Annotated in this window: 19 protein-coding genes and 1 pseudogene; 13 read left to right on the forward strand and 7 right to left on the reverse strand. The window is 34.7% G+C overall.

Annotated elements, in window-relative coordinates; translation table 11 throughout:
• Positions 1-14: 14 nt before the first annotated feature.
• The 4 genes from HMPREF3264_RS00630 (at position 15) to HMPREF3264_RS00645 (ending at position 3492) form a co-directional block, all read left to right on the forward strand.
• Entirely contained in the window at positions 15-866 is an 852-nt protein-coding gene (locus HMPREF3264_RS00630; RefSeq protein WP_070871582.1) for a patatin-like phospholipase family protein, read from the forward strand.
• Between the two features lie 129 nt (positions 867-995).
• On the forward strand, positions 996-1724 hold the full coding sequence (locus tag HMPREF3264_RS00635) for an alpha/beta hydrolase (protein WP_070871583.1): 729 nt from the start codon (positions 996-998) through the stop codon (positions 1722-1724).
• Positions 1725-1760: 36 nt separating this feature from the next.
• On the forward strand, positions 1761-2009 hold the full coding sequence (locus HMPREF3264_RS00640; RefSeq protein WP_070830714.1) for a hypothetical protein: 249 nt from the start codon (positions 1761-1763) through the stop codon (positions 2007-2009).
• A gap of 154 nt (positions 2010-2163) precedes the next feature.
• Complete coding sequence (locus HMPREF3264_RS00645) at positions 2164-3492, forward strand: sodium-dependent transporter (protein WP_070830716.1); 1329 nt, start codon at positions 2164-2166, stop codon at positions 3490-3492.
• An 84-nt stretch (positions 3493-3576) separates the two neighbouring features.
• Here HMPREF3264_RS00645 and HMPREF3264_RS00650 read toward each other — a convergent pair whose 3' ends face one another.
• The gene (locus HMPREF3264_RS00650) at positions 3577-4125 is read right to left on the reverse strand and encodes a hypothetical protein (RefSeq protein ID WP_070871584.1); all 549 of its coding nucleotides are present in this window, start codon (positions 4123-4125) and stop codon (positions 3577-3579) included.
• 120 nt (positions 4126-4245) lie between these two features.
• The gene (locus HMPREF3264_RS00655) at positions 4246-4785 is read right to left on the reverse strand and encodes a pentapeptide repeat-containing protein (RefSeq protein ID WP_002445235.1); all 540 of its coding nucleotides are present in this window, start codon (positions 4783-4785) and stop codon (positions 4246-4248) included.
• Between the two features lie 326 nt (positions 4786-5111).
• Between HMPREF3264_RS00655 and HMPREF3264_RS00660 the strand changes: the two genes are divergently transcribed.
• From HMPREF3264_RS00660 to HMPREF3264_RS00685, 6 genes and pseudogenes are all read left to right on the forward strand, one after another.
• Entirely contained in the window at positions 5112-6020 is a 909-nt protein-coding gene (locus HMPREF3264_RS00660) for a PLP-dependent cysteine synthase family protein (protein WP_070871585.1), read from the forward strand.
• On the forward strand, positions 6013-7158 hold the full coding sequence (locus tag HMPREF3264_RS00665; protein ID WP_070871586.1) for a bifunctional cystathionine gamma-lyase/homocysteine desulfhydrase: 1146 nt from the start codon (positions 6013-6015) through the stop codon (positions 7156-7158). Before HMPREF3264_RS00660 ends, HMPREF3264_RS00665 begins: the two co-directional genes overlap by 8 nt.
• Positions 7159-7374: 216 nt before the next feature.
• Positions 7375-8398: pseudogene (locus HMPREF3264_RS00670) on the forward strand (methionine ABC transporter ATP-binding protein).
• A 2-nt stretch (positions 8399-8400) separates the two neighbouring features.
• Positions 8401-9060, forward strand: coding sequence for a methionine ABC transporter permease (locus tag HMPREF3264_RS00675; protein WP_070871587.1), 660 nt, complete (start codon positions 8401-8403; stop codon positions 9058-9060).
• Positions 9061-9109: 49 nt separating this feature from the next.
• Positions 9110-9955: a dipeptide ABC transporter glycylmethionine-binding lipoprotein gene (gene gmpC / locus HMPREF3264_RS00680; RefSeq protein WP_070871588.1), complete on the forward strand. Its 846-nt coding sequence runs from the start codon at positions 9110-9112 to the stop codon at positions 9953-9955.
• 428 nt (positions 9956-10383) lie between these two features.
• Positions 10384-11394, forward strand: coding sequence for a LysM peptidoglycan-binding domain-containing protein (locus tag HMPREF3264_RS00685; RefSeq protein ID WP_070871589.1), 1011 nt, complete (start codon positions 10384-10386; stop codon positions 11392-11394).
• Between the two features lie 69 nt (positions 11395-11463).
• Here HMPREF3264_RS00685 and HMPREF3264_RS00690 read toward each other — a convergent pair whose 3' ends face one another.
• Complete coding sequence (locus HMPREF3264_RS00690; protein WP_070871590.1) at positions 11464-12966, reverse strand: glycosyltransferase; 1503 nt, start codon at positions 12964-12966, stop codon at positions 11464-11466.
• Between the two features lie 216 nt (positions 12967-13182).
• A complete protein-coding gene (locus HMPREF3264_RS00695) occupies positions 13183-13455 on the reverse strand; it encodes a hypothetical protein (protein ID WP_070871591.1) in 273 nt (90 codons plus the stop codon).
• A gap of 179 nt (positions 13456-13634) precedes the next feature.
• Between HMPREF3264_RS00695 and HMPREF3264_RS00700 the strand changes: the two genes are divergently transcribed.
• Positions 13635-14024, forward strand: a complete 390-nt coding sequence (locus HMPREF3264_RS00700; protein WP_070871592.1) for an NUDIX hydrolase — start codon at positions 13635-13637, stop codon at positions 14022-14024.
• 15 nt (positions 14025-14039) lie between these two features.
• Entirely contained in the window at positions 14040-14507 is a 468-nt protein-coding gene (locus HMPREF3264_RS00705; RefSeq protein ID WP_002445250.1) for a GNAT family N-acetyltransferase, read from the forward strand.
• 110 nt (positions 14508-14617) lie between these two features.
• Here the strand turns inward: HMPREF3264_RS00705 and HMPREF3264_RS00710 are convergent, their stop codons facing one another.
• The 3 genes from HMPREF3264_RS00710 to gltC all read right to left on the reverse strand — a co-directional run bounded on the left by HMPREF3264_RS00710 (position 14618) and on the right by gltC (position 17553).
• Complete coding sequence (locus HMPREF3264_RS00710) at positions 14618-15409, reverse strand: YibE/F family protein (protein ID WP_070830730.1); 792 nt, start codon at positions 15407-15409, stop codon at positions 14618-14620.
• Positions 15406-16518: a YibE/F family protein gene (locus HMPREF3264_RS00715; RefSeq protein ID WP_070871593.1), complete on the reverse strand. Its 1113-nt coding sequence runs from the start codon at positions 16516-16518 to the stop codon at positions 15406-15408. Before HMPREF3264_RS00715 ends, HMPREF3264_RS00710 begins: the two co-directional genes overlap by 4 nt.
• A gap of 153 nt (positions 16519-16671) precedes the next feature.
• Positions 16672-17553: a glutamate biosynthesis transcriptional regulator GltC gene (gene gltC, locus HMPREF3264_RS00720; protein ID WP_070871594.1), complete on the reverse strand. Its 882-nt coding sequence runs from the start codon at positions 17551-17553 to the stop codon at positions 16672-16674.
• A 203-nt stretch (positions 17554-17756) separates the two neighbouring features.
• Here gltC and gltB point away from each other — a divergent pair, with 203 nt between their 5' ends.
• The gene (gene gltB / locus HMPREF3264_RS00725) at positions 17757-22253 is read left to right on the forward strand and encodes a glutamate synthase large subunit (protein WP_070871595.1); all 4497 of its coding nucleotides are present in this window, start codon (positions 17757-17759) and stop codon (positions 22251-22253) included.
• The last annotated feature ends 11 nt before the right edge of the window (positions 22254-22264 follow it).

The following is a 22264-nucleotide window of genomic DNA, read 5'->3' on the forward strand; positions in this document are numbered from 1 at the left end:
GGAGATTGGATAATATGGAAAATGATAAAGCACTGGTACTAGGTGGCGGTGGTATTACTGGTATGGCATGGGAAGCTGGCGTGCTAGCAGGTTTAAATGATAGCAATATTGATGTATCTACAGCAGATGCAATTATAGGCACTTCAGCTGGTTCATTCATAGGTGCTGTATTAGCGAATCAAGAGGATATGAAATCATATTATTTAGAATTACTATCACAAATTAGTTCGGATGATCGTGGTGCGATGAGTTCAGATTTATATCGCCTCTGGCAAAATGCATTTGTCGTTGGTAAAGATGATCCTGTCAAAGTAGGACAGATGCTAGGTGATATCATCTATACACACCCTTCTAAATTACCACTCGATAAACGTATGCATGCCATTAGACAGCGCTTAGGTAATGTAGAGTGGACAGATAATCTAATTATTACTGCGATTAATGCTAAATCAGGTCAACTTGCTACATTTAATAAACAAAGTCACATTGCATTAGAAGAAGCGGTCGGAGCTAGTGGAGCTGTTCCAGGTTTATGGCCACACATTCGTGTACTCGAGCAAGATTGGATTGATGGAGGAATGACGTCACCAGCAAATGCAATGATTGCCAAAGATTTCAAGAACATTATGATTATAGCGCCATTAGCTGATGGCTACGGTAATCTCCCTAGTGTGAAAGATGATGCGAAAGTGTTAGATGAAAATAGTAGCGTCATAACCATCACGCCTAATAGCGAAAGTCAAAATGCTATTGGAGAGAATATTTATAGTCCTGACAATATAATTGATATCGGGCATGCTGGATATGAACAAGGTATGCAAGTCGCAAAAGAAATCAGACAACATCATCCTGCTTGGATTGAGTAGTCAATTTTAATTACAAGATTGTCCGGTACGCAATGCTCAGAATGAGTTGAAGGTTTTGAGACTGCCTTCTTAGTGAAGGGAGTCTTATTTATAAAAAAATAGCAATTTAAGTAGGAGTGAAATAGAGAAGTGAAGATTAAAGCACCTCAATCAATTTATTTGAAAGGAGATCGTCATCAAGCGATACTCTTGTTACATTCATTTACAGGTACTGTGCGCGATGTGAAGCATCTAGCAACTACGTTAAATTCGCAAGGTTTCACGTGTTATGTTCCTAATTATCCGGGGCATGGTTTACCCTTAGATCAATTTACACAATATGATATTGATGATTGGTGGAATGAAGTTAAAGATGCTTACCATTTCCTAGAAAATGAAGGTTACCAACATATCAGCGCAACAGGTGTTTCTTTAGGAGGTTTATTCACTCTTAGATTGGCCGAACAATTTGATTTAGAGCGTATCGCTGTCATGTCTGCCCCACATAAAAAAGGTGAAAGTGGCATTGCTAAAAGAATTGAAAAATACGGACAAAGAATGAATCAAATTTTAAACTTTGATGATGAAGAACAACTTAAACAAATGAATACGATTCACGACTACAATCATCAAATTGAACTATTTCAAAAAGTTATTGAAGATATCATGACACATCTTAAAGACGTTAAAGTGCCAAGTAAGATGATGTATGGTGAGCAGGATGATGAGGCGTATGCCCTAAGCGCACAATTTATTTATGATCATTTAGGTACTAGTAATAAAGAATTGAATTCCTTTGCGCAATGTGGTCATCTCATGACACATGGTAAAGGACGAGATGAATTAGAACATGAAATTGTTCAGTTTTTCAGACAATAAATAATTAAATTTATAATTTTAGAGGAGATGAAGTTTATGAAACGTACTTTTTTACTCACTTATACAACTATTTCAGGTAAAACATATACTGAATTTAAAACTTTTGAAAATGGCCCCGATTACGACACATGTGTGCGACGTATTATAGATGAATTTGATGAATTACCATACCTTTTTATTAAAAAAGATGTTGTTCATTATATTAATGTAGATCACATTGAAAGTTTAGATATCGAAGAAGTCTCTGAAGGTCAAAATATAGTTTATGGATTGAACGATGAATAAAATGATTTCGAAATATGGAAGTCTTACAAACATTTAAAAATAATTAAATCTAATTATTCTGACAATCTATAGGCACATTGCACTTAAAATCAACTCATGATAAAGTGGGATTTAAGTATAAAAGCACTTTAGCGCTTTAAAGGGAGTTGGTAATGTGAGTAATCAATCACAGTGGAAGACATCTACCGGTTTTATCCTAGCTAGCGCAGGTTCTGCAATTGGATTAGGTGCAATGTGGAAATTCCCGTACATGGCTGGAATATATGGCGGTGGCGCATTCTTATTTATGTTTTTGATTTTCACAATATTTGTAGGGCTTCCGTTATTAATTATGGAATTTACTGTAGGGAAAATGGGGCGCACATACACGACCCAAATTTACAGTAAATTAACTGGTAAAAAATGGCTAAATCTTATTGGATGGAATGGGAATTTAGCTGTATTTATATTATTTGGTTTTTATAGTGTTATCGGTGGTTGGATTATTATTTATATGGGCAATGTGATTTTACAAGCACTTTCTTTTAAATCCATTTCATTAACTGATATTAAATTTGAAGAAATTATTAGCAATCCTTGGCTCACAGTACTAGGGCAAGGAATTTTTATCTTTTTAACAATGATTATTGTGATGCTCGGTGTTGAAAAAGGTTTAGAGAAAGCATCAAAGATTATGATGCCTCTATTATTTATCTTTTTATTAATTATAGTGGCTAAATCTTTAACTTTAGACGGTGCGCTAGAGGGCGCGCGCTATATTTTACAACCGAGATTACACGACATCTCAATGCAAGGTATTTTATTTGCCTTAGGACAGTCTTTCTTTACTTTATCTCTAGGTACAACTGGTATGATTACTTACGCGAGTTATGCCCCTAAAGAAATGACGATTAAATCTTCAGCAGTTTCAATTGTTATAATGAATATTTTAGTTTCTGTGCTAGCAGGTTTAGCAATTTTTCCTGCTTTAAAAACTTTCGGTTATCAACCTCAAGAGGGTCCAGGGTTACTATTTAAAGTTTTACCTTTAGTATTTAGCCAAATGCATTTTGGGGCAATTTTTTACTTCATCTTTTTAGTATTGTTCTTATTTGCAGCATTAACATCTTCCATTTCATTACTAGAGTTAAATGTTTCAAACTTTACTAAAAATGATAACCGTAAACGTAAGCCTGTTGCCTTAATAGGGAGCTTATTAGTGTTTGTCATTAGCATACCGGCGACACTTTCATTTAGTAGTTTAAGTGGTGTGAAATTTGGGGCTGGTACGATTTTTGATAACATGGATTTTATCGTTTCAAACATTCTCATGCCTTTAGGCGCTTTAGGAACAACATTAGTTGTTGGTCAGTTGTTAGATAAAAAGCTGTTGAAAGAAAACTTTGGCAAAGACAAGTTTAAATTATTTTTACCTTGGTATTATCTTATTAAATTTGTAATGCCAGTAGTGATTATACTAGTATTTATCGTTCAATTAATATAAAGTTTAGATGCAAAAATTTAAACGTCAAAAATAAAAGCTCTAAGACATTTTTCTCATTTGAGAAATCGTCTTAGAGCTTGTTTTTTAGTTAAAGTAAGCATCAAGATATTCTTTATCTAATTTGAGTAATTCTACGAAATCATCTGACATAATTTCTTCGCTTAACTCAATATTTTTATCTAGGATAAAATGTGCTAATTTTTCATTTTCGTCACTGGAATCAAAGAAATTTTTAGCATTATCAACGATATCATCATCACTGTAAATGATGAGTGCTCTACCATAAGGTAAATCACGTTTGCCACGTTGGTATGCGGGCTCCAATAAACTCATCACTTTAGCGCCATCTTTATAGTTAAATGCCGCGTCTAAGTCGCTCTTTACTTTATCGTTAATGTTGGATAAACGTTCTTTTTCAGGCTGGTTATCTGGGCGGAATTCATCTTTTAGATAATCTTTCCAGTCACTTAAACTATTTTTGATCTTTTGTTCTAACTTCACATTCTCGTCTGATTTTTTATTCTCACTTTGTTTCAGTTTCTCAATATCTTGTTTAATTTCATCAAATGAAATTAAATCTTCTTTAGTTAAATTGCTCTTATCGAATTCTTCATAATGACCTGTGACATTCATATTAGGTTCTCCTTCGTCATCTGTATATTACTCTCTTAATTACCCCGTTATCTTCTAGGTATAAACATAATTAATGAAGGCATTAAGTTAAGAGAATATCATAATGAGTTTACCTACAATTTATTTTGAAGGGTGTACGTTATCTAATTCAACTTGTTGTTTTTGTAATTCGTCTATAAGTTTTTGAGGCATTGAAGCGTTTCTTATAGCTACATTGTCAAATGCACAATTTTTAAATTTAACATTTTCAAAAGTGGCATTGTCGACTTCAATATTTGTAAACTTAATGTTCTTAAACACTGTATCTGTCATTTTGACGTTGCGAGCGAGGTTGTCTTCGAATAATATATCTTGAAATGTAAGATTATTAAGAACTGTTTCATCAAATGATGTATTTACAAAGGTTGAATCTTTGTATAAATCTTTATAAAAATGGACGCTTTCAAAGATGCAATTGTTAAATCCACATGTAATGAATTTAGTATTAGAAATGGCTTTAATATTTTTGAAAATGCCTTCGTTAAAATTACAGTTTTTGAAACGACTTTTGTTAACTTCTAATTCGTCATACATTGAATTTCTGAAATTTGAAGATGTATGGCGAAGGTTTTTAAAGTTTTCCTTCGTAAATACAGATAAAGATAAGTCCTGTTTTGTCATAAATAATAATCTCCTTTAGCCTAATTATTGGTATCAAATTTTGCTCTCAATAATGTAGTCAATGTATATTCATTTATTAGTATTCATGACTATAATAACATGTTGAACATTTATTCACATACGATTGAAGTTTAATAGCATTTATAAAAATTTTATATCTAGAAAATGCGTTTAAAGGATTCGCTCTCGTGTATTTCATTCATTTTAGAAAATTGCAAAAGCGAACAGTTTCAGTTATAATTCATACCTGTTAAGTAAGAATTATAAAGATAGAAAGTAGGTTATGTTCAAACCACTCATCATGCGTTGGTTGAACAAGATAAATTATGATTGCTTATGACTTGATAGGGCAAACACCACTTGTATTATTAGAAAGCTTTAGTGATGAAAATGTTAAAATATATGCCAAATTAGAGCAATTTAATCCAGGTGGCAGTGTGAAAGATCGATTGGGTAAATATTTAGTAGAAAAAGCTATTGAGGACGGGCGTCTCAAAGAAGGTGGCACCATTGTTGAGGCTACTGCTGGAAATACTGGTATTGGACTTGCAATTGCTGCGAACCGGTACAAGGTTAAATGTGTCATTTATGCGCCGGAGGGCTTTTCCGAAGAAAAAATTTCAATTATGAAAGCATTAGGTGCAGATGTAAGGCGCACACGTAAAGCTGACGGTATGATTGGTGCACAAAAAGAAGCTAAAACATACGCTGAAAAATATGATGCTTTATATATGAACCAGTTTGGCACTGAAGATAATCCGGGTGCGTATACACATACATTAGCTAAACAACTTACAGACCAACTACCTCGTAATGATTATTTTGTGGCAGGTGTAGGTTCGGGAGGCACGTTTACTGGCGTGGCACAACATATGAAACATTATAATGTTAAAAATTATATTGTTGAGCCTCAAGGTTCTATTTTAAATGGCGGTCCGATGCATGCCCATGCAACAGAAGGTATTGGTGCAGAGAAATGGCCCACATTCTTAGAAAAAGATTTAGTAGACGGAATATTTACAATAACTGATAAAGATGCATTTAATAACGTAAAACTGATTGCCAATAAAGAAGGGTTATTAGTAGGGAGTTCTTCTGGCGCTGCATTACAAGGTGCTTTAGAACTTAAGAAACGCATTAACGAAGGCGTTATCGTCACAATCTTTCCAGATGGTAGTGATCGTTATATGTCAAAACAAATTTTCAATTATAAGGAGCGTAACGACAATGAATAAAAAAACGCAAATGATTCATGGTGGACATACTACAGATAATTACACAGGGGCAGTAACAACACCGATTTATCAAACAAGCACGTATTTACAAGATGATATCGGCGATTTAAGACAAGGATATGAGTATTCACGTACAGCAAATCCTACGCGTGCTTCATTAGAGAGCGTGATTGCTGATTTAGAGCACGGTAAACATGGCTTTGCATTTGGTTCAGGTATGGCTGTGATTAGTGCAGTCATCATGCTTTTAGATAAAGGGGATCACTTAATTTTAAATTCAGACGTTTACGGTGGCACATATCGTGCATTGACTAAAGTATTTACACGTTTCGGTGTAGAAGTGGACTTTGTTGATACAACTCACATCGAAAATGTAGAAAAATACATTAAGCCAGAAACTAAAATGTTATATATAGAAACACCTTCAAATCCACTTTTACGTGTCACTGATATTAAAGCGTCTGCTGAGATTGCTAAAAAACATAATCTAATTTCAGTTGTAGATAATACATTTATGACGCCTTATTATCAAAATCCTTTAGACTTTGGCATTGATATCGTATTACATTCTGCCACAAAATATATTGGTGGACATAGTGATGTTGTGGCCGGTCTCGTTGCTACTGCTGATGATGAATTAGGAGAACGTCTTGGTTTTATTTCTAATTCAACTGGAGGCGTGCTTGGACCGCAAGACAGTTATTTATTAATAAGAGGGATTAAAACATTGGGTTTACGTATGGAACAAATTAATCGTAATGTGGATGGTATTGTGAAAATGCTACAAAGTCATCCATCAGTTCAACAAGTGTTCCATCCAAGTATTGAAAGTCATTTAAATCATGATATTCACCAATCTCAAGCGAGTGGTCATACAGGCGTCATTGCATTTGAAGTTAAAGATACAGAAGCTGCTAAACAAGTGATTCATGCAACACAATATTTCACTTTAGCAGAGAGCCTTGGCGCAGTTGAAAGTCTTATTTCCGTGCCGGCACTAATGACACATGCTTCTATTCCTGCAGATGTACGTGCTAAAGAAGGTATTACTGATGGCTTAATTCGCTTATCCATCGGTATTGAAGATACTGAAGACTTAGTGAATGATTTAGAAGCTGCTTTAGACACATTAAAATAGAATTTATATTTTGCGAGCTATCCTTACTTTTGTGTGAGGGTAGCTTTTTTAGTTGGAAAGATGTTATCAGTGTCATTCAATTGCTAAAGAGAGTAGTTATTAGAATATTAATTAATTTTCGGAAAATTAAAAAAATAGTATTGACGATGTTGTGACAATTCAATATAATTCAAATATTCAGATAAGTATAATCAGAATTGATGAGGGTGAGTCGAATTGATTGAATTTCGCAATGTGAATAAGGTCTTTCGCAAAAAGAGAGAGACGATACATGCTTTGAAAGATGTTTCATTTACGATAGACGAACACGATATATTCGGCGTCATTGGATACAGTGGTGCTGGTAAGAGTACATTAGTCCGACTTGTTAATCAACTTGAGACGGTTACAGATGGTCAAGTCATCGTGGATGGACATGAGATTGCTACATAAAGAAAAAGATTTACGTGGAATTAAGAAAGATATTGGAATGATATTTCAACATTTCAATTTATTAAATTCTAAGACAGTTTATAAAAATGTTGCTATGCCTCTCATTTTAAGTAAGAAGAGTAAAAGCGAGATTAGAGAGAAAGTTATTGAAATGCTGAAGTTTGTAGGGTTGGCGGATAAGAAAGATCAATTTCCAGATGAATTGTCTGGAGGTCAAAAACAACGTGTGGCGATTGCACGTGCATTGGTAACAAATCCTAAAATATTACTTTGTGATGAGGCGACGAGTGCACTAGATCCAGCGACGACAAGTTCAATACTCAAGTTGCTAAGTAATGTCAATCGCACATTTGGCATTACGATTATGATGATTACACATGAAATGAGCGTTATACAGAAGATATGTAATCGAGTAGCTGTTATGGAAAATGGTGAAGTCGTTGAGATTGGAACGGTTAAAGATGTCTTTAGTCATCCTCAAACGAGTACAGCTAAGAACTTTGTTTCAACAGTCATTCGTACTGAACCTTCGCAAAGTCTACGTGAGTCATTTAACGACCGTGATAGCGAAGATTACAGTGATTATAAATTATTCTTAGATGCGAAACAAATTAAGCACCCTATATTAAATGAATTAGTGCATGATCATCAACTCAATGTGAATATTTTATTCTCATCTATGTCAGATATTCAAGATGAGACCGTGTGTTACATGTGGATACGCTTTGAACATGATGAACAATTTAAACGTTTTAGTCCGGAAGCGTATTTCTCCCAACACCACATTCAATTTGAGGAGGTGCAATAAATATGTTTGGTTCAAGTTTAGACGCATCACAATTATTTCAAGCTTTATATGAAACGTTATACATGGTTACGGTGGCGCTTATCATTGGTGCGCTCATTGGTATACCACTAGGCATCTTGTTAGTGGTTACACGGAAAAATGGTATATGGCCCAATATCGTTTTGCATCAAATTTTAAATCCTATCATTAATATATTGCGCTCTATCCCGTTTATCATTTTATTAATAGCGATTGTACCATTCACGAAATTATTAGTGGGAACATCAATAGGTACGACGGCAGCAATTGTACCGTTAACCGTTTATGTTGCACCTTACATAGCCCGTTTGGTTGAAAACTCTCTACTAGAAGTAGATGAAGGTATTATCGAAGCGGCAAAAGCGATGGGTGCGTCACCATTTCAAATTATACGCTACTTTTTATTACCTGAAGCATTAGGTTCACTTATTTTAGCCATAACCACAGCTTTGATTGGATTGATTGGTAGTACAGCGATGGCTGGTGCTGTAGGTGGCGGAGGTATAGGTGATCTTGCATTAGTATACGGATATCAGCGTTTCGATACGATGGTTATTATCATCACGGTTGTTGTATTAATTATTATCGTACAAATCATTCAATCATTAGGTAACTTTATTTCGAGATTAATTCGTAGAAATTAAGTACTTAATTATATATTGATAAAACTTATTTTTAGGAGGCATTTTGCGAATGAAGAAAATAATTGGATTAATTATAGCGGCAGTTATCGTCTTAGCTGCTTGTGGCGGGAATAATGATAAAAAAGTAACGATTGGCGTGGCTTCAAATGATACCAAAGCTTGGGAGAAAGTAAAAGAATTAGCCAAAAAAGATGGTATTGATTTAGAAATCAAACACTTCTCTGATTATAATGTACCGAATAAAGCTTTAAGTGATGGAGATATTGATATGAATGCCTTCCAGCACTTTGCATTTTTAGATCAATATAAAAGGGCGCATAAAGATGCTAAGATACAAGCTTTAAGCACAACAGTTTTAGCGCCCCTCGGTATTTATTCTGACAAAGTTAAAAATATAAAAGATGTTAAAAAGGGTGCACAAGTAGCAATTCCAAATGATGTTTCAAACCAAGCGCGTGCACTAAAACTATTAGAATCAGCAGGTTTAATTAAACTTAAAAAGAATTTCGGATTAAATGGCACTACGAAAGATATTGAAAGTAATCCGAAAGACCTTAAAATTAAAGCGGTAGATGCGCAACAAACTGCACGTGCATTATCGGACGTTGATATTTCAGTTATCAATAATGGTGTTGCTACTAAAGCTGGAAAAGATGCGAAGAAAGATCCGATTTACTTAGAAAGTGCTAGTTCAGATGCTGTAAAACCGTATATTAATATTGTAGCTGTAAATTCTAAAGATATGGATAACAAAACGTATAAAAAAATTATAGACTTATATCACTCAAAAGAAGCACAAAAAGCACTTAAAGAAGATACTAAAGACGGTGAGAAAATAGTAGATTTATCCCAAAAAGAAATTAAAGATATTGAAGATGAATTAGCTAAAAAATAATAACGAGTACGCTTAGATTAAATGCATAACTGGTAACAAAGACTTATACTTTGTTGCCAGTTTTTGTATGTTTGCCCTGATATGTATATAGACACAATGAAAATTAAATTTGTTTAAAATGCTCTATTTACTCAATTCATTTTGCATTTAGGAAAACTTTTTAAATAGAAGAAAAATTATATTCGAAAGGGTACATAACTGAATTGAAGGGTATAATTTACGAATTTGTAATACAAATGACATTGTAATTCAAGAGAATGTATATTAATTTTAATAGGTATAAGACATCTTAATGGAGCCCTATTATTTAAAAGTAATAATATTTGTAATCAGAATGTCATCAAACGCAAACATCGTGTACATAATTTAGGAGTATAATGTGCGTGTATTATAAAATTCGGGGATAGAAAAAAGACAAGTAGAGGAGGATTTTAAGTGCAAAAAAATATATTACTGCCCTTATCGGAACAACTGCAATTAGTGCATTAGCAACTACGCAAGCGCATGCGGTGACAACGCATACAGTAAAAAGTGGAGAATCAGTATGGTCAATTTCTCACAAATACGGAATTTCAATAGCTAAATTGAAATCACTTAATGGCCTAAAATCAAACTTGATTTTCCCTAATCAAGTACTGAAAGTATCTGGATCATCGTCTAGTACAACAAAATCTAGAGCTACATCTAATAGTGGTTCAGTATACACTGTTAAAGCCGGAGACTCATTATCATCTATTGCTGCTAAATATGGCACAACTTATAAAAAAATCATGCAATTAAATGGTTTGAATAATTATTTAATATTACCAGGTCAAAAATTGAAAGTATCTGGTTCAGTATCAAATTCGTCAAGTAGCTCTAAAGCTAGTAAGCCGAAGAGTACTGGTCGTACTTCAACATATACTGTTCAATATGGTGATTCATTATCATTAATTGCGAGTAAATACGGCACTACATACCAAAAAATTATGAGTTTAAATGGACTTTCTAATTTCTTCATTTATCCTGGACAACAATTAAAAGTGCCAGGTGGTGGTAGTGGAAGTTCAAGTAATTCATCTACTGGTAAATCAACTTCAAGCGGTGGTTACTATACACCTGTTTTCTATCATCAAAACCTATACACTTGGGGACAATGTACTTGGCACGTATTCAACCGTCGTTCAGAAATTGGGAAAGGCATTAGCACATATTGGTGGAATGCGAATAACTGGGATAATGCAGCAGCTGCAGATGGCTATACAATCGATTACAATCCAACAGTAGGTTCAATCGCTCAAACTGATGCTGGTTACTACGGACATGTTGCGTTTGTAGAACGCGTAAATAGCGATGGTAGTATTTTAGTTTCAGAAATGAACTGGAGTGCAGCACCTGGTTACATGACATATAGAACAATTCCAGCATATCAAGTTAGAAATTATAAATTTATTCACTAAATAAATACGTTAACAATAGATTAAGCTGACGTGGATATTTCATCCATGCCAGCTTTTTTAGTGTTTTTTCTATAATAGATTGAACGTTTGGAGTAAATGTTGATAATTCTTAACTGCTGCTGAATATTTCAACTTATCTTGATTTTTTACATGTTGCATAGGATTTTCGATAATATCTACCATATGTTGGGCTAAACTATCGATGTTATTCTTTTCGATTAAATAACCATTCTTTCCGTGATTGATAATTTCATTAGGTCCATAACGGACATCATAGGATAACACAGGACAACCTACTTCAATACTTTCCATTATCGTTAAACCAAAGCCTTCGTATTTACTTGTTAATAAAGAGGCTTTTGATTTTCCAAATTCCACAAGAGGTTTTTTAGTATAATTTGAAATTTTCACCATATCTTCAAGTTGGTATTCTGAAATTAAGTCTTTCATCATTGCTAATTGATGATCTTCGTCTTTACCAAATAAATATAGCTTTGTTTGATGGCCACTTTCTAAAAATTTTCGATATGCTTTAATTAAATGATCCAATTGTTTTTCTTTTACAAATCTTCCTATATAAATAAATCGGTCTTCTTTATTCATGTTCGTTTCAACGTTACTTTGGTTCAACTCTATAAAATGAGGGATAAGTTCAAATCGTTCATCTTCAATAGGATAAACTTCTTGAATATCATGCATTTGTTGATGTGTCAGCACAATATATTTATCAATATGCGCACTATGTTCTAAAGCATATTTGTAAGATTTCTTAGTTTTGTCGCCAGATAAATGAGAGCTATGAAAAACAAGTATGTTTTTAGTTTGATGCGTTTGTTTAATGAGTGGCGCATCTAAAAATCGCGCATCATTAAATACAATATCATTATCTTTAAAACGTGCCTCGAAATAATACTGTGCGAGGGCTTTATCATTTTTAAATGTTTTATAGATTTTTTTACCTTTGTATAATTCTATCCCATTGATTTTATTTTTCTCATTATTATGAAAATATCTTTTACAATACATGAAACCTTTAGGATCGATGAGTTCATCGCTATGTCTTAAAGAAGAATCACTATAATAAAATATCTTTCTATGAAGTTGACCAAATAAATTATATTCATGACGTTCGTACTTTAAACCTGTTGAAGGAGAAATAAAGTCTTCATATTGTAATACATCTGATTGACCATAATATTTACGAAATTGCACATACGTGTTGTCATTATAATAATGGACGTAGCTTTGGTTTTTACCAAATTCATGTTTTAGCCCTTTAATTTTACGTTTAGTTTTATTGTATTTAGGATTTTTAGTTATTAATGTTTTCGGAACTTTAAATAACTCGAAATTTGAAAGCCATTCATACATATTTTCAAACTCTATATTTTTGGTGATTTTATTTTCCTTTAAAAAATGCTTATAGACACTTGGATAATTGCCGTAATAATTTGTAGTGAGGATTTTAGTCGGTAAACCAAATTCTTCGTCAATAAGTTTGATACGTCGTAATAAAGACTGTGTTCTCCCACCATGGGACATAGGGAGTGTTGTTGTTACTGTGTAAAGCATGCGAATATCTCCTTTAATAGTTACCCTCATAGAGTTTTATATGTTTCAAAGATAGATTATTTCACATATTAAAGATTTTTATAAAAATTACAAGTGATTTGAATAAAAAAAGGACGAAATAGAAATCACTTTATTATAAATGATTTCAATGTTTCGTCCCTTAAAAGATACCTAAAATTGAAATGATTCGAGTCTTAAGCGATTCGGTTCAACAATTTACTGATATTCATCTTTAACTTTACGGAAGCTTGTAAATAAGCGTAAACCGTTAATTGCGAAAGAAGTAAGTGCGCCTAATTTACGTAGTTTAGATGGTGATTTTAAAGATACATAAAAGTCTATAATTGTACCAATTGCACTTAATCCTAGTGATAAATATACTAATTGTTTATTTTTAGCATCATGACGGATACCGTTGTAACCATCAACGATAAAACCTGCCATATTGAATAAGTTAGATAAACGCGCTGCGCGAGTTTCTTTTGCCATAAAAAATCCCCTCCAATAGTCATCTTACACATAAAGGCTGAGACATCATTGATTATCTCAACCTCCTTTAAAATTATGAATTTTGAACTTAATCACTTCATGATTTAATATATGATAACATATTACTAAATATATTAAGCTTTTTGAAGTAATAAAGAATAGGGTAGGTCGCTTGTGAAATGATTAAATGTGTATGTTTAGTAGAAGAAAAAGATGACAAAATCTTACTTGTTCAAGTTCGAAATAGGGAAAAATATTATTTCCCGGGTGGTAAAATTGACGATGGTGAAAGTTATGTTGAAGCATTGCAACGCGAACTCAAAGAAGAGTTATGTTTAGATTTAGCTGAAGAAGAACTGGAATTTATTGGTACTGTCGTAGGGGAGGCATACCCACAACCTGACACACGTACTGAATTGAATGGATTTAGAACGACGAGATCGATTGATTGGTCGAAGGTAACTACAGATAATGAAATTACGGACATTCAATGGTTCGATATTAAAGAGACAGAATATATTGCTCCTGCGGTAATCACTTGGATTAATCAATTTTCGAAAAAGGATTAGAAACTAGGAGGACTCATGTACATAAAAGCGTATAAGCCAGAACTGTATCATCAAGTTGCAAATTTAGAAGTTTTAGAGAGTGACTCGAAATTTACTAAAACGCCACTTGAAAATATAAAATCAGCACAAGAAGATGCTGATAGACATCCTACTTTAGTTATGAAAGATGGTGTATGTGTGGCCTTTTTCACTTTACATGAAGGGGATGGTCCTAAAGATTATACTGATAATTCTCAAGCCATTTTCTTTAGGTCGTTTAGTGTCGATCAACGTTATAGAGGTCGTGGCATTGGCAAGAGGACGATTGAATTATTACCTAGTTATGTGAAAGATTGCTATCCGCATATTAATGAAATTACGCTGGCGGTAAATACTGATAACAAAAGAGCGATTGATTTATATCAACAAGCGGGTTATCAACATACTCATGATAGTGAGTTGGTTGGCCGTCCCGTTCACGTGATGACACTAGATTTGAAATAAAATATGACAATACACAAAACCCCACCCTTCATGATGTGTAACCTATGAAGTTAGATTTTAGTCCAACTTTTGAGGCCGGTACATCATTAAGTGGTGGGGTATTTTACATGTTAATTATGTTCAGAATATTGTGTTGTAGTGTGGTTCTGATGTTTTTTACGTTTAATCATAAATGCTGTAACCCATGCCGTAATAGGAATGCTGAGTGCCACTGCGATGCCTCCAAGTAATATCGAGACGAATTCTTGCGCGAAAATTTTGGAATTGATGATATGACCAAATGAATAATGTAATTTGAAAAACCAGAAAAATAAAGTTAATTGTCCGCCAAAATATGCTAAGTAGATGGTATTAGCTGACGTTGCTAAAATTTCTCGACCTACACGCATACCCGACTTGAATAATTGTCCTTGATTCAGTTCTGGATTGGTCTCACTTAATTCATACATAGGTGAACTAATTGTAATAGCTAAGTCGATGACAGCAGTAATTACTGCTAAGACAATTGTGAAAACCATAAATTGTACCATGTCGATTCCTATATTCATGGAATATACATATGTTTCGTCTTGTTGTTCGGTTGCAAACCCTTGAAGGTGTCCCATTTTTACGGAAAGAAAAATGACTAATATTAATATTAGAGTTGTGACAATAGTACCGATAAACGCCGCTTGAGTTTTGACATTATAGCTGTTTAACACAAAGAGATTCACTGCAGCAATGACGATACAGAAGACAAAGGTTACTAAGTAAATGGGCACGCCAAAAATAATTAAAATGATACTAACAATGAGTATAATGAAGTTTAAAAATAACGTGAAGAATGAGACGAGTCCTTTCTTACCTCCGAAAATAATCATTAGTACTAATAGTAATAATCCTAAAATAGTTATTGCGCTCATTGTTTAGCACCTCGCATTTTTAGCCAAACTTCCATTAATGCAATCGTAATAGGAATGGTTAAGACAATGCCGATACCCCCGGTCATCGCTCTAGCTACTTCTAGTGACCAGTTCATTGAAATGGTATACGTAATGGTGTTAGCATTTTTCAAATAAATAAGGAACATTGGTAAGCTACCAGATAGGTAAGAAAAGAGTAAAATATTCGTCATTGTTCCCATAATATCTTGACCGATATGACGTCCTGCTAAAGCCCAACGTCCCATCGTGATATCTGGTGTGCGTTGGAGGATTTCATACATTCCACTAGAAATCGTTATAGCGACGTCCATGACGGCACCTAATGTCCCGATTAAGACGGAAGCGAGAAAGACTTCTTTAGGTGGGAGTGTAAGGAAGGTCATTGTTTCGTATTTAATGCCATTACCTCCAGTCAATTGAATAATCAATTCCGTAACTCCGACGCAAAGAAATGTTCCGACAAGCGTACTTATGATTGTCACGAGCGTTCGCATATGCCATCCGGTAACCAGTAGCAATGTGAAGGTGGTCGAGACGATAATCGCAAAGGTCATTAATAGGAATAAGCTTATTTGGCCATGTTGATTATGTATATATATTGCGCCGATGACAGCAATGGTATTAATAATAAGTGACAATATAGATTGTAAGCCGACCTTTTTACCCACAATTAATACAATGAGAAGGAAAAGTCCTGTTATTGCGACAACTAAGCCATCTCTTTTTTTCTCAATAATGTTAGCGTCATTCGGTTTTTTAGAAATATGTAGTAATACTTTGTCATTTTTAGAAAATGCTTCCGAATCGGCTTGAGACTTTACATATTGATGGTTAATTGTTGCTGACTGGCCTTCAAATTTACCATTTAGAATTTTTACGGTGAGTTTTTCTTTATATTTAATATCTTTATTATGTTGTTCATCCGTTACCTTTTCTGAATGAATTGGCGTGACGTTCGTGATTTTCCCTATAGGCATATTGTAAAATTTATCGTTAAAACACGTAAAAATAAATAAGCTAAGGAAAATAAAGCAGAAAGCAACAATCATCCATGTGAAAGGTTGTCTAAATAAAGTCTTGAACTGCATGTTAAAACCTCAATTCTCAATTTAGTATATTAAATTGACATAGTGATTATACGCCCAATAGTAACTGAATACAAAAATTTGTGAAATAAGACCATTTAATTTTTTATCTCAATTCAACAAAAAGCGTGTGATAAACGCTATTACTATAATTAGCTAAAATTGAGCTGTCTGATTCATCATAGTATGAATGAATTGCCACATGAGGTCGATGTCTGCTTTTTTATTATCGTATTTAGTAATTGCGCACATTGTTCGCTTTAATTCGGTGTGCGAAAGAGGTATGTACGTCCAATCTTGATGAGAAGGCAGGTGAATGTTTTGATTGCAGACGACGAAACCTTTATTTTTACGTAATATATATTGCGCAAGTTGTTTATTGGATACGACATACACATGTGATTTAATCAAATATTCTAGTTTATTTTTTATAGAATTTGAGAAAGGCATTAAGCAGTATAACGGTTTGTTCTCAAATTGCGTTAATGGCGGTTGAGTAGTCATTGCAATTGGATGATCCTTGGGCACATACATATGATAATTTTCTTCAAATAGAGACGTTGTATGTAGTTGAGATTGCGCCGAAATCTCTTTGGTTAACTCTACAAATCCTATATCTAATTGCCCAGATACCACTTGTTCTACAATATCTTCGTGAGTCATCAATTGTGGTGTAGCAAGACTCTTGCTTTGTTGTTCAAATGTTTGAACGAGTGGCAACATCATTTGTGACACATCACTTTCCTCATATCCGATATAAATGGTTCGCTGATCTGTAGAGGATTGTTGTTTGAATAGTTGAATGGTTTTATCTAGTTGGTCCAGAATTTGAGTGGCTTCCGATAAGAGTTGCTTACCTTCTGCAGTAAGAATGATGTTTCGGCCACTTCTTTTGAAAAGGGTCACATTCAATTCTTTTTCAAGTTGTGCAATCTGACGACTGATGGCAGACTGAGCAATGTTTAACTCTAGTGCTGCGTCAGAAATATGCTCTCGTCGTGCAACTTCCACAAAGTACTTAAGTTGTTTCATCTCCATGATGTATACCCCCTGTTTTACAAATGACGAAAAATTCTGAAAAGTAAAATGATATAAATACATTATAGCAGTATGATGTGAATTTGTTCTAATTTTTAGATGAGTCTTATCTAATTTATATATTGAACAGATAAATATATTACATTATAGTAATTATTATCAAACTAAAATTGTCAGAAAATTATAATAAGGGAGTGTGCATCATGTACAATGAGAAATTAAAAAAGGGTTTGTATGATTATCGTGAAGAACATGATGCGTGTGGTATTGGATTCTATGCCAATATGGATAATAAAAGATCTCACGATATTATAGAAAAGTCTCTAGAAATGTTGCGACGATTGGATCATAGAGGTGGCGTAGGAGCTGACGGAATCACTGGCGATGGTGCCGGTATTATGACTGAAATTCCATTTAAGTTTTTTGACCAATTAACTGACATCAAAGTTCCCGGTGAAGGACATTATGCCGTGGGATTATTTTTTTCTAAAGAAAAAGTAAAAGATTCAGCACATGAAGCCGTGTTTAATTCATATTTTGAAAGTGAAGGATTTAACGTTATCGGATATCGAGACGTGCCTGTAGATACCAATGCGATTGCTAAGCATGTTGCAGACACAATGCCATATATTCAACAAGTATTTGTAGATATCAGAGGTGTTGAAAACGTTGAGAAACAATTGTATTTAGCTAGAAAGCAAATTGAGCGTTATGGAGAAGAACAATCTCTAGAACTATATTTCACAAGTTTATCTAAAAGAACAATTGTATATAAAGGTTGGTTACGTTCGGATCAAATTAAAGGATTGTACTTAGACCTACAGAATGAAGATTTCCAGTCGAAGTTAGGGCTTGTGCACTCTAGATTTAGTACAAATACATTTCCAAGTTGGAAACGTGCGCATCCCAACCGTATGCTCATGCACAACGGTGAAATTAATACAATTAAAGGTAATGTAAACTGGATGAGAGCACGTCAAAATAAGTTAGTTGAGACTTTATTTGGCGATGAGAAGGATAAGGTCCACTTTATTGTTGATGAGGATGGAAGTGACTCAGCAATTGTGGATAATGCGCTCGAGTTTCTTTCTCTAGCAATGGAACCTGAAAAAGCTGCTATGTTGTTAATTCCAGAGCCGTGGTTATACAACAAGTCTAATGATAAGAATGTCCGTGCTTTCTATGAATATTATAGCTATTTGATGGAACCATGGGACGGTCCTACAATGATTTCATTTTGTAATGGCGATAAAATTGGTGCCCTTACTGACCGAAACGGTTTACGACCAGGTCGTTACACTATAACTAAAGATAATTTCATCGTTTTCTCTTCTGAAGTGGGTGTTGTTGATGTACCTGAGGAGAACGTTGCTTTCAAAGGTCAACTTAACCCAGGTAAGTTGCTTCTTGTCGACTTTTTACAGAATAAAGTTGTAGAAAATAATGATTTGAAAGCTGATATTGCTAGTGAATTACCTTATTTACAGTGGTTAGAGGAGTGTAAGATTGATAATCACTTTGAAGAGGTTAAATATGAACCTTCTGATTGGGATGAGTCTACATTATTCTGTTTGCAAAAGCAGTTTGCTTACACAAAAGAAGATATAAACAAGTATATGGCAGATTTAGTAACAAGCAAGAAAGATCCGATTGGTGCAATGGGGTACGATGCGCCGATAGCAGTGCTTAATGACAAACCAGAATCACTATTTAATTATTTCAAGCAATTATTCGCACAAGTAACAAATCCGCCTATTGATGCCTATCGAGAAAAGATCGTAACAAGTGAATTATCATACTTAGGCGCTGAAGGGAATTTACTTCACCCTGATGAAACGGCTTTACAGCGTATTCAATTGAAGAAACCAGTCCTTACGGAAGCACAACTAGCAGCCATAGATCAATCACGTTTTAATGTGACTCATTTATCGACAGTTTATACAGAAACTCTTGAGGCAGCATTAGAGGATCTTGGTGAAAGAGCTATAGAAGCTGTGAAGTCTGGTGCGAAAATCTTAGTATTAGATGATCAGTCACTTGTAGCTGAAGAAGGATTCGCGATGCCGATGTTGTTGGCATTAAGTCATATCCACCAATTATTAATCCGTGAAGGGTTAAGAATGGAAACCAGCCTAGTTGCGCAATCAGGTGAAACAAGAGAAGTACATCATGTAGCATGTTTACTTGGTTATGGAGCTAATGCAGTAGTGCCTTATTTAGCACAGCGTACGGTAGAACAGTTAACACTTAAAGGTCAGTTAGCAGGTTCAGTTACCGACAATGTTGAAACTTATACGCAAGTGCTATCTGAAGGTGTGATTAAAGTGATGGCTAAAATGGGGATTTCCACTGTACAAAGTTATCAAGGGGCACAAATTTTTGAAGCAGTTGGTTTATCTCAAAAGGTCATCGATCAATACTTTACTGGTACGCAATCTAAATTATCAGGTATTAGTATTGAACAAATTGATAAAGAAAATAAAACAAGACAGAGTGATACATCAGACTACCTTGAATCAGGAAGTACATTCCAATGGAGACAACAAGGTCAACATCATGCGTTTAATCCTCGTACTATTTTCTTACTACAACATGCTTGTCGAGATAATGATTATGAGTTGTTTAAGGAATTTTCAGAGGCAGTCAATCATCAACGTACGGATCATATACGACATTTATTAGAGTTTAAAACGCAACGTGCGATTGATATTAGTCGCGTTGAGCCAGCGAGTGAAATTGTTAAGCGGTTCAATACTGGAGCGATGAGTTATGGTTCAATTTCAGCCGAAGCGCATGAAACTCTAGCACAGGCTATGAATCAGATTGGTGGTAAAAGTAATAGTGGAGAAGGCGGAGAAGACCCGTCAAGATATGGAATTCAAAAGGATGGAAGTAATAAAACGAGTGCGATTAAACAAGTTGCGTCTGGACGATTTGGTGTAACAAGTGATTATCTTCAACATGCGAGAGAGATTCAGATAAAAGTTGCACAAGGCGCTAAACCAGGGGAAGGTGGACAACTACCAGGATCTAAAGTGTATCCATGGATAGCAGAAACAAGAGGATCGACACCAGGTATTGGATTGATTTCTCCGCCACCACATCACGATATTTATTCAATTGAAGATTTAGCTCAATTGATACATGATTTGAAGAATGCAAATAAAGAAGCGGATATCGCTGTTAAACTTGTATCGAAAACGGGTGTAGGAACGATTGCTTCGGGAGTTGCGAAAGCATTCGCTGATAAAATCGTCATTAGCGGTTATGACGGAGGAACTGGGGCTTCGCCTAAGACAAGCATTCAACATGCAGGTGTACCATGGGAAATTGGTTTAGCTGAAACACATCAAACGTTGAAGTTAAATGATTTACGTAGTCGTGTGAAATTAGAAACAGATGGTAAGTTGCTGACTGGTAAAGATGTAGCGTATGCGTGTGCGCTTGGAGCGGAAGAGTTTGGATTTGCAACTGCGCCACTTGTAGTGTTGGGATGTATTATGATGCGCGTGTGTCATAACGATACATGTCCAGTCGGAGTTGCTACGCAAAACAAAGATTTACGTGCGTTATTTAATGGTAAAGCACAACACGTTGTTAATTTTATGTATTTTATTGCAGAAGAATTGCGTGAAATTTTAGCTTCATTGGGATTAGAAACTGTTGAAGATTTGGTAGGAAGAACAGACTTATTAAAACGTTCATCACAACTAAGACCTGGTAGTAAAGCCGCTGCAATTCAAATTGAAAACCTTATCGAGCAGTCTGAAGGACCTAACACAAAACAAATATTACAAGATCATCATTTAGATATTGGTTTTGATTTAAATTATTTATATCCAGATGCTAAACATAGTATTGAGAATGGTCATTCGTTCACAGGAAGTTATGTTGTAAATAATGAACAACGTGATGTAGGAGTGATTACAGGTAGTGCCATCGCGAAACAATACGGTGAAGAAGGCTTACCAGAGGATACAATATTTGCTTATACTGAAGGTCATGCTGGTCAAAGTCTCGCTGCTTATGCGCCACGTGGATTAACTATTCGCCATACTGGTGATGCAAACGACTATGTAGGTAAAGGGTTATCAGGTGGAACTGTGATAGTCAATGCTCCAAATGAAGCACGTGAAAATGAAATTATCGCTGGTAATGTGAGCTTTTACGGTGCTTCAAGAGGTAAGGCCTTTATCAATGGTAAAGCAGGAGAACGTTTCTGTATTAGAAATAGTGGTGCTGATGTTGTTGTTGAAGGTATTGGAGATCATGGTCTTGAGTATATGACTGGCGGACATGTCATTATTTTAGGTGATGTGGGTAAGAACTTTGGCCAAGGTATGAGTGGTGGTGTGAGTTATATCTTCCCTTCAGATATTGAACAATTTAAAAAGGATAACGCGCTCGAAACGCTAGCATTTAGCAGTGTAGATTATGATGAGGAGAAAGCATTAATTAAAGAGATGCTTGAAGCACATTATAAGCATACGCGCAGTCTAAAGGCACGAGATATTTTAGATCAATTTGAAAATGTGAGCCAATACGTAGTTAAAGTCATTCCAAAGGATTATCAATTGATGATGCAAAAAATTGATTTACAAAAACGACAATTTGAACGTGTAGATGAAGCGATGCTCGCAGCATTTTACGATGATAGAGAAAGTATTGAAGAAACATTGCAACCAGCAGTAGTTTATTAGAGAAGTGGGGG

The organism is Staphylococcus sp. HMSC62A08 (assembly GCF_001839105.1).
In the GTDB taxonomy this organism is placed as follows: domain Bacteria; phylum Bacillota; class Bacilli; order Staphylococcales; family Staphylococcaceae; genus Staphylococcus; species Staphylococcus caprae.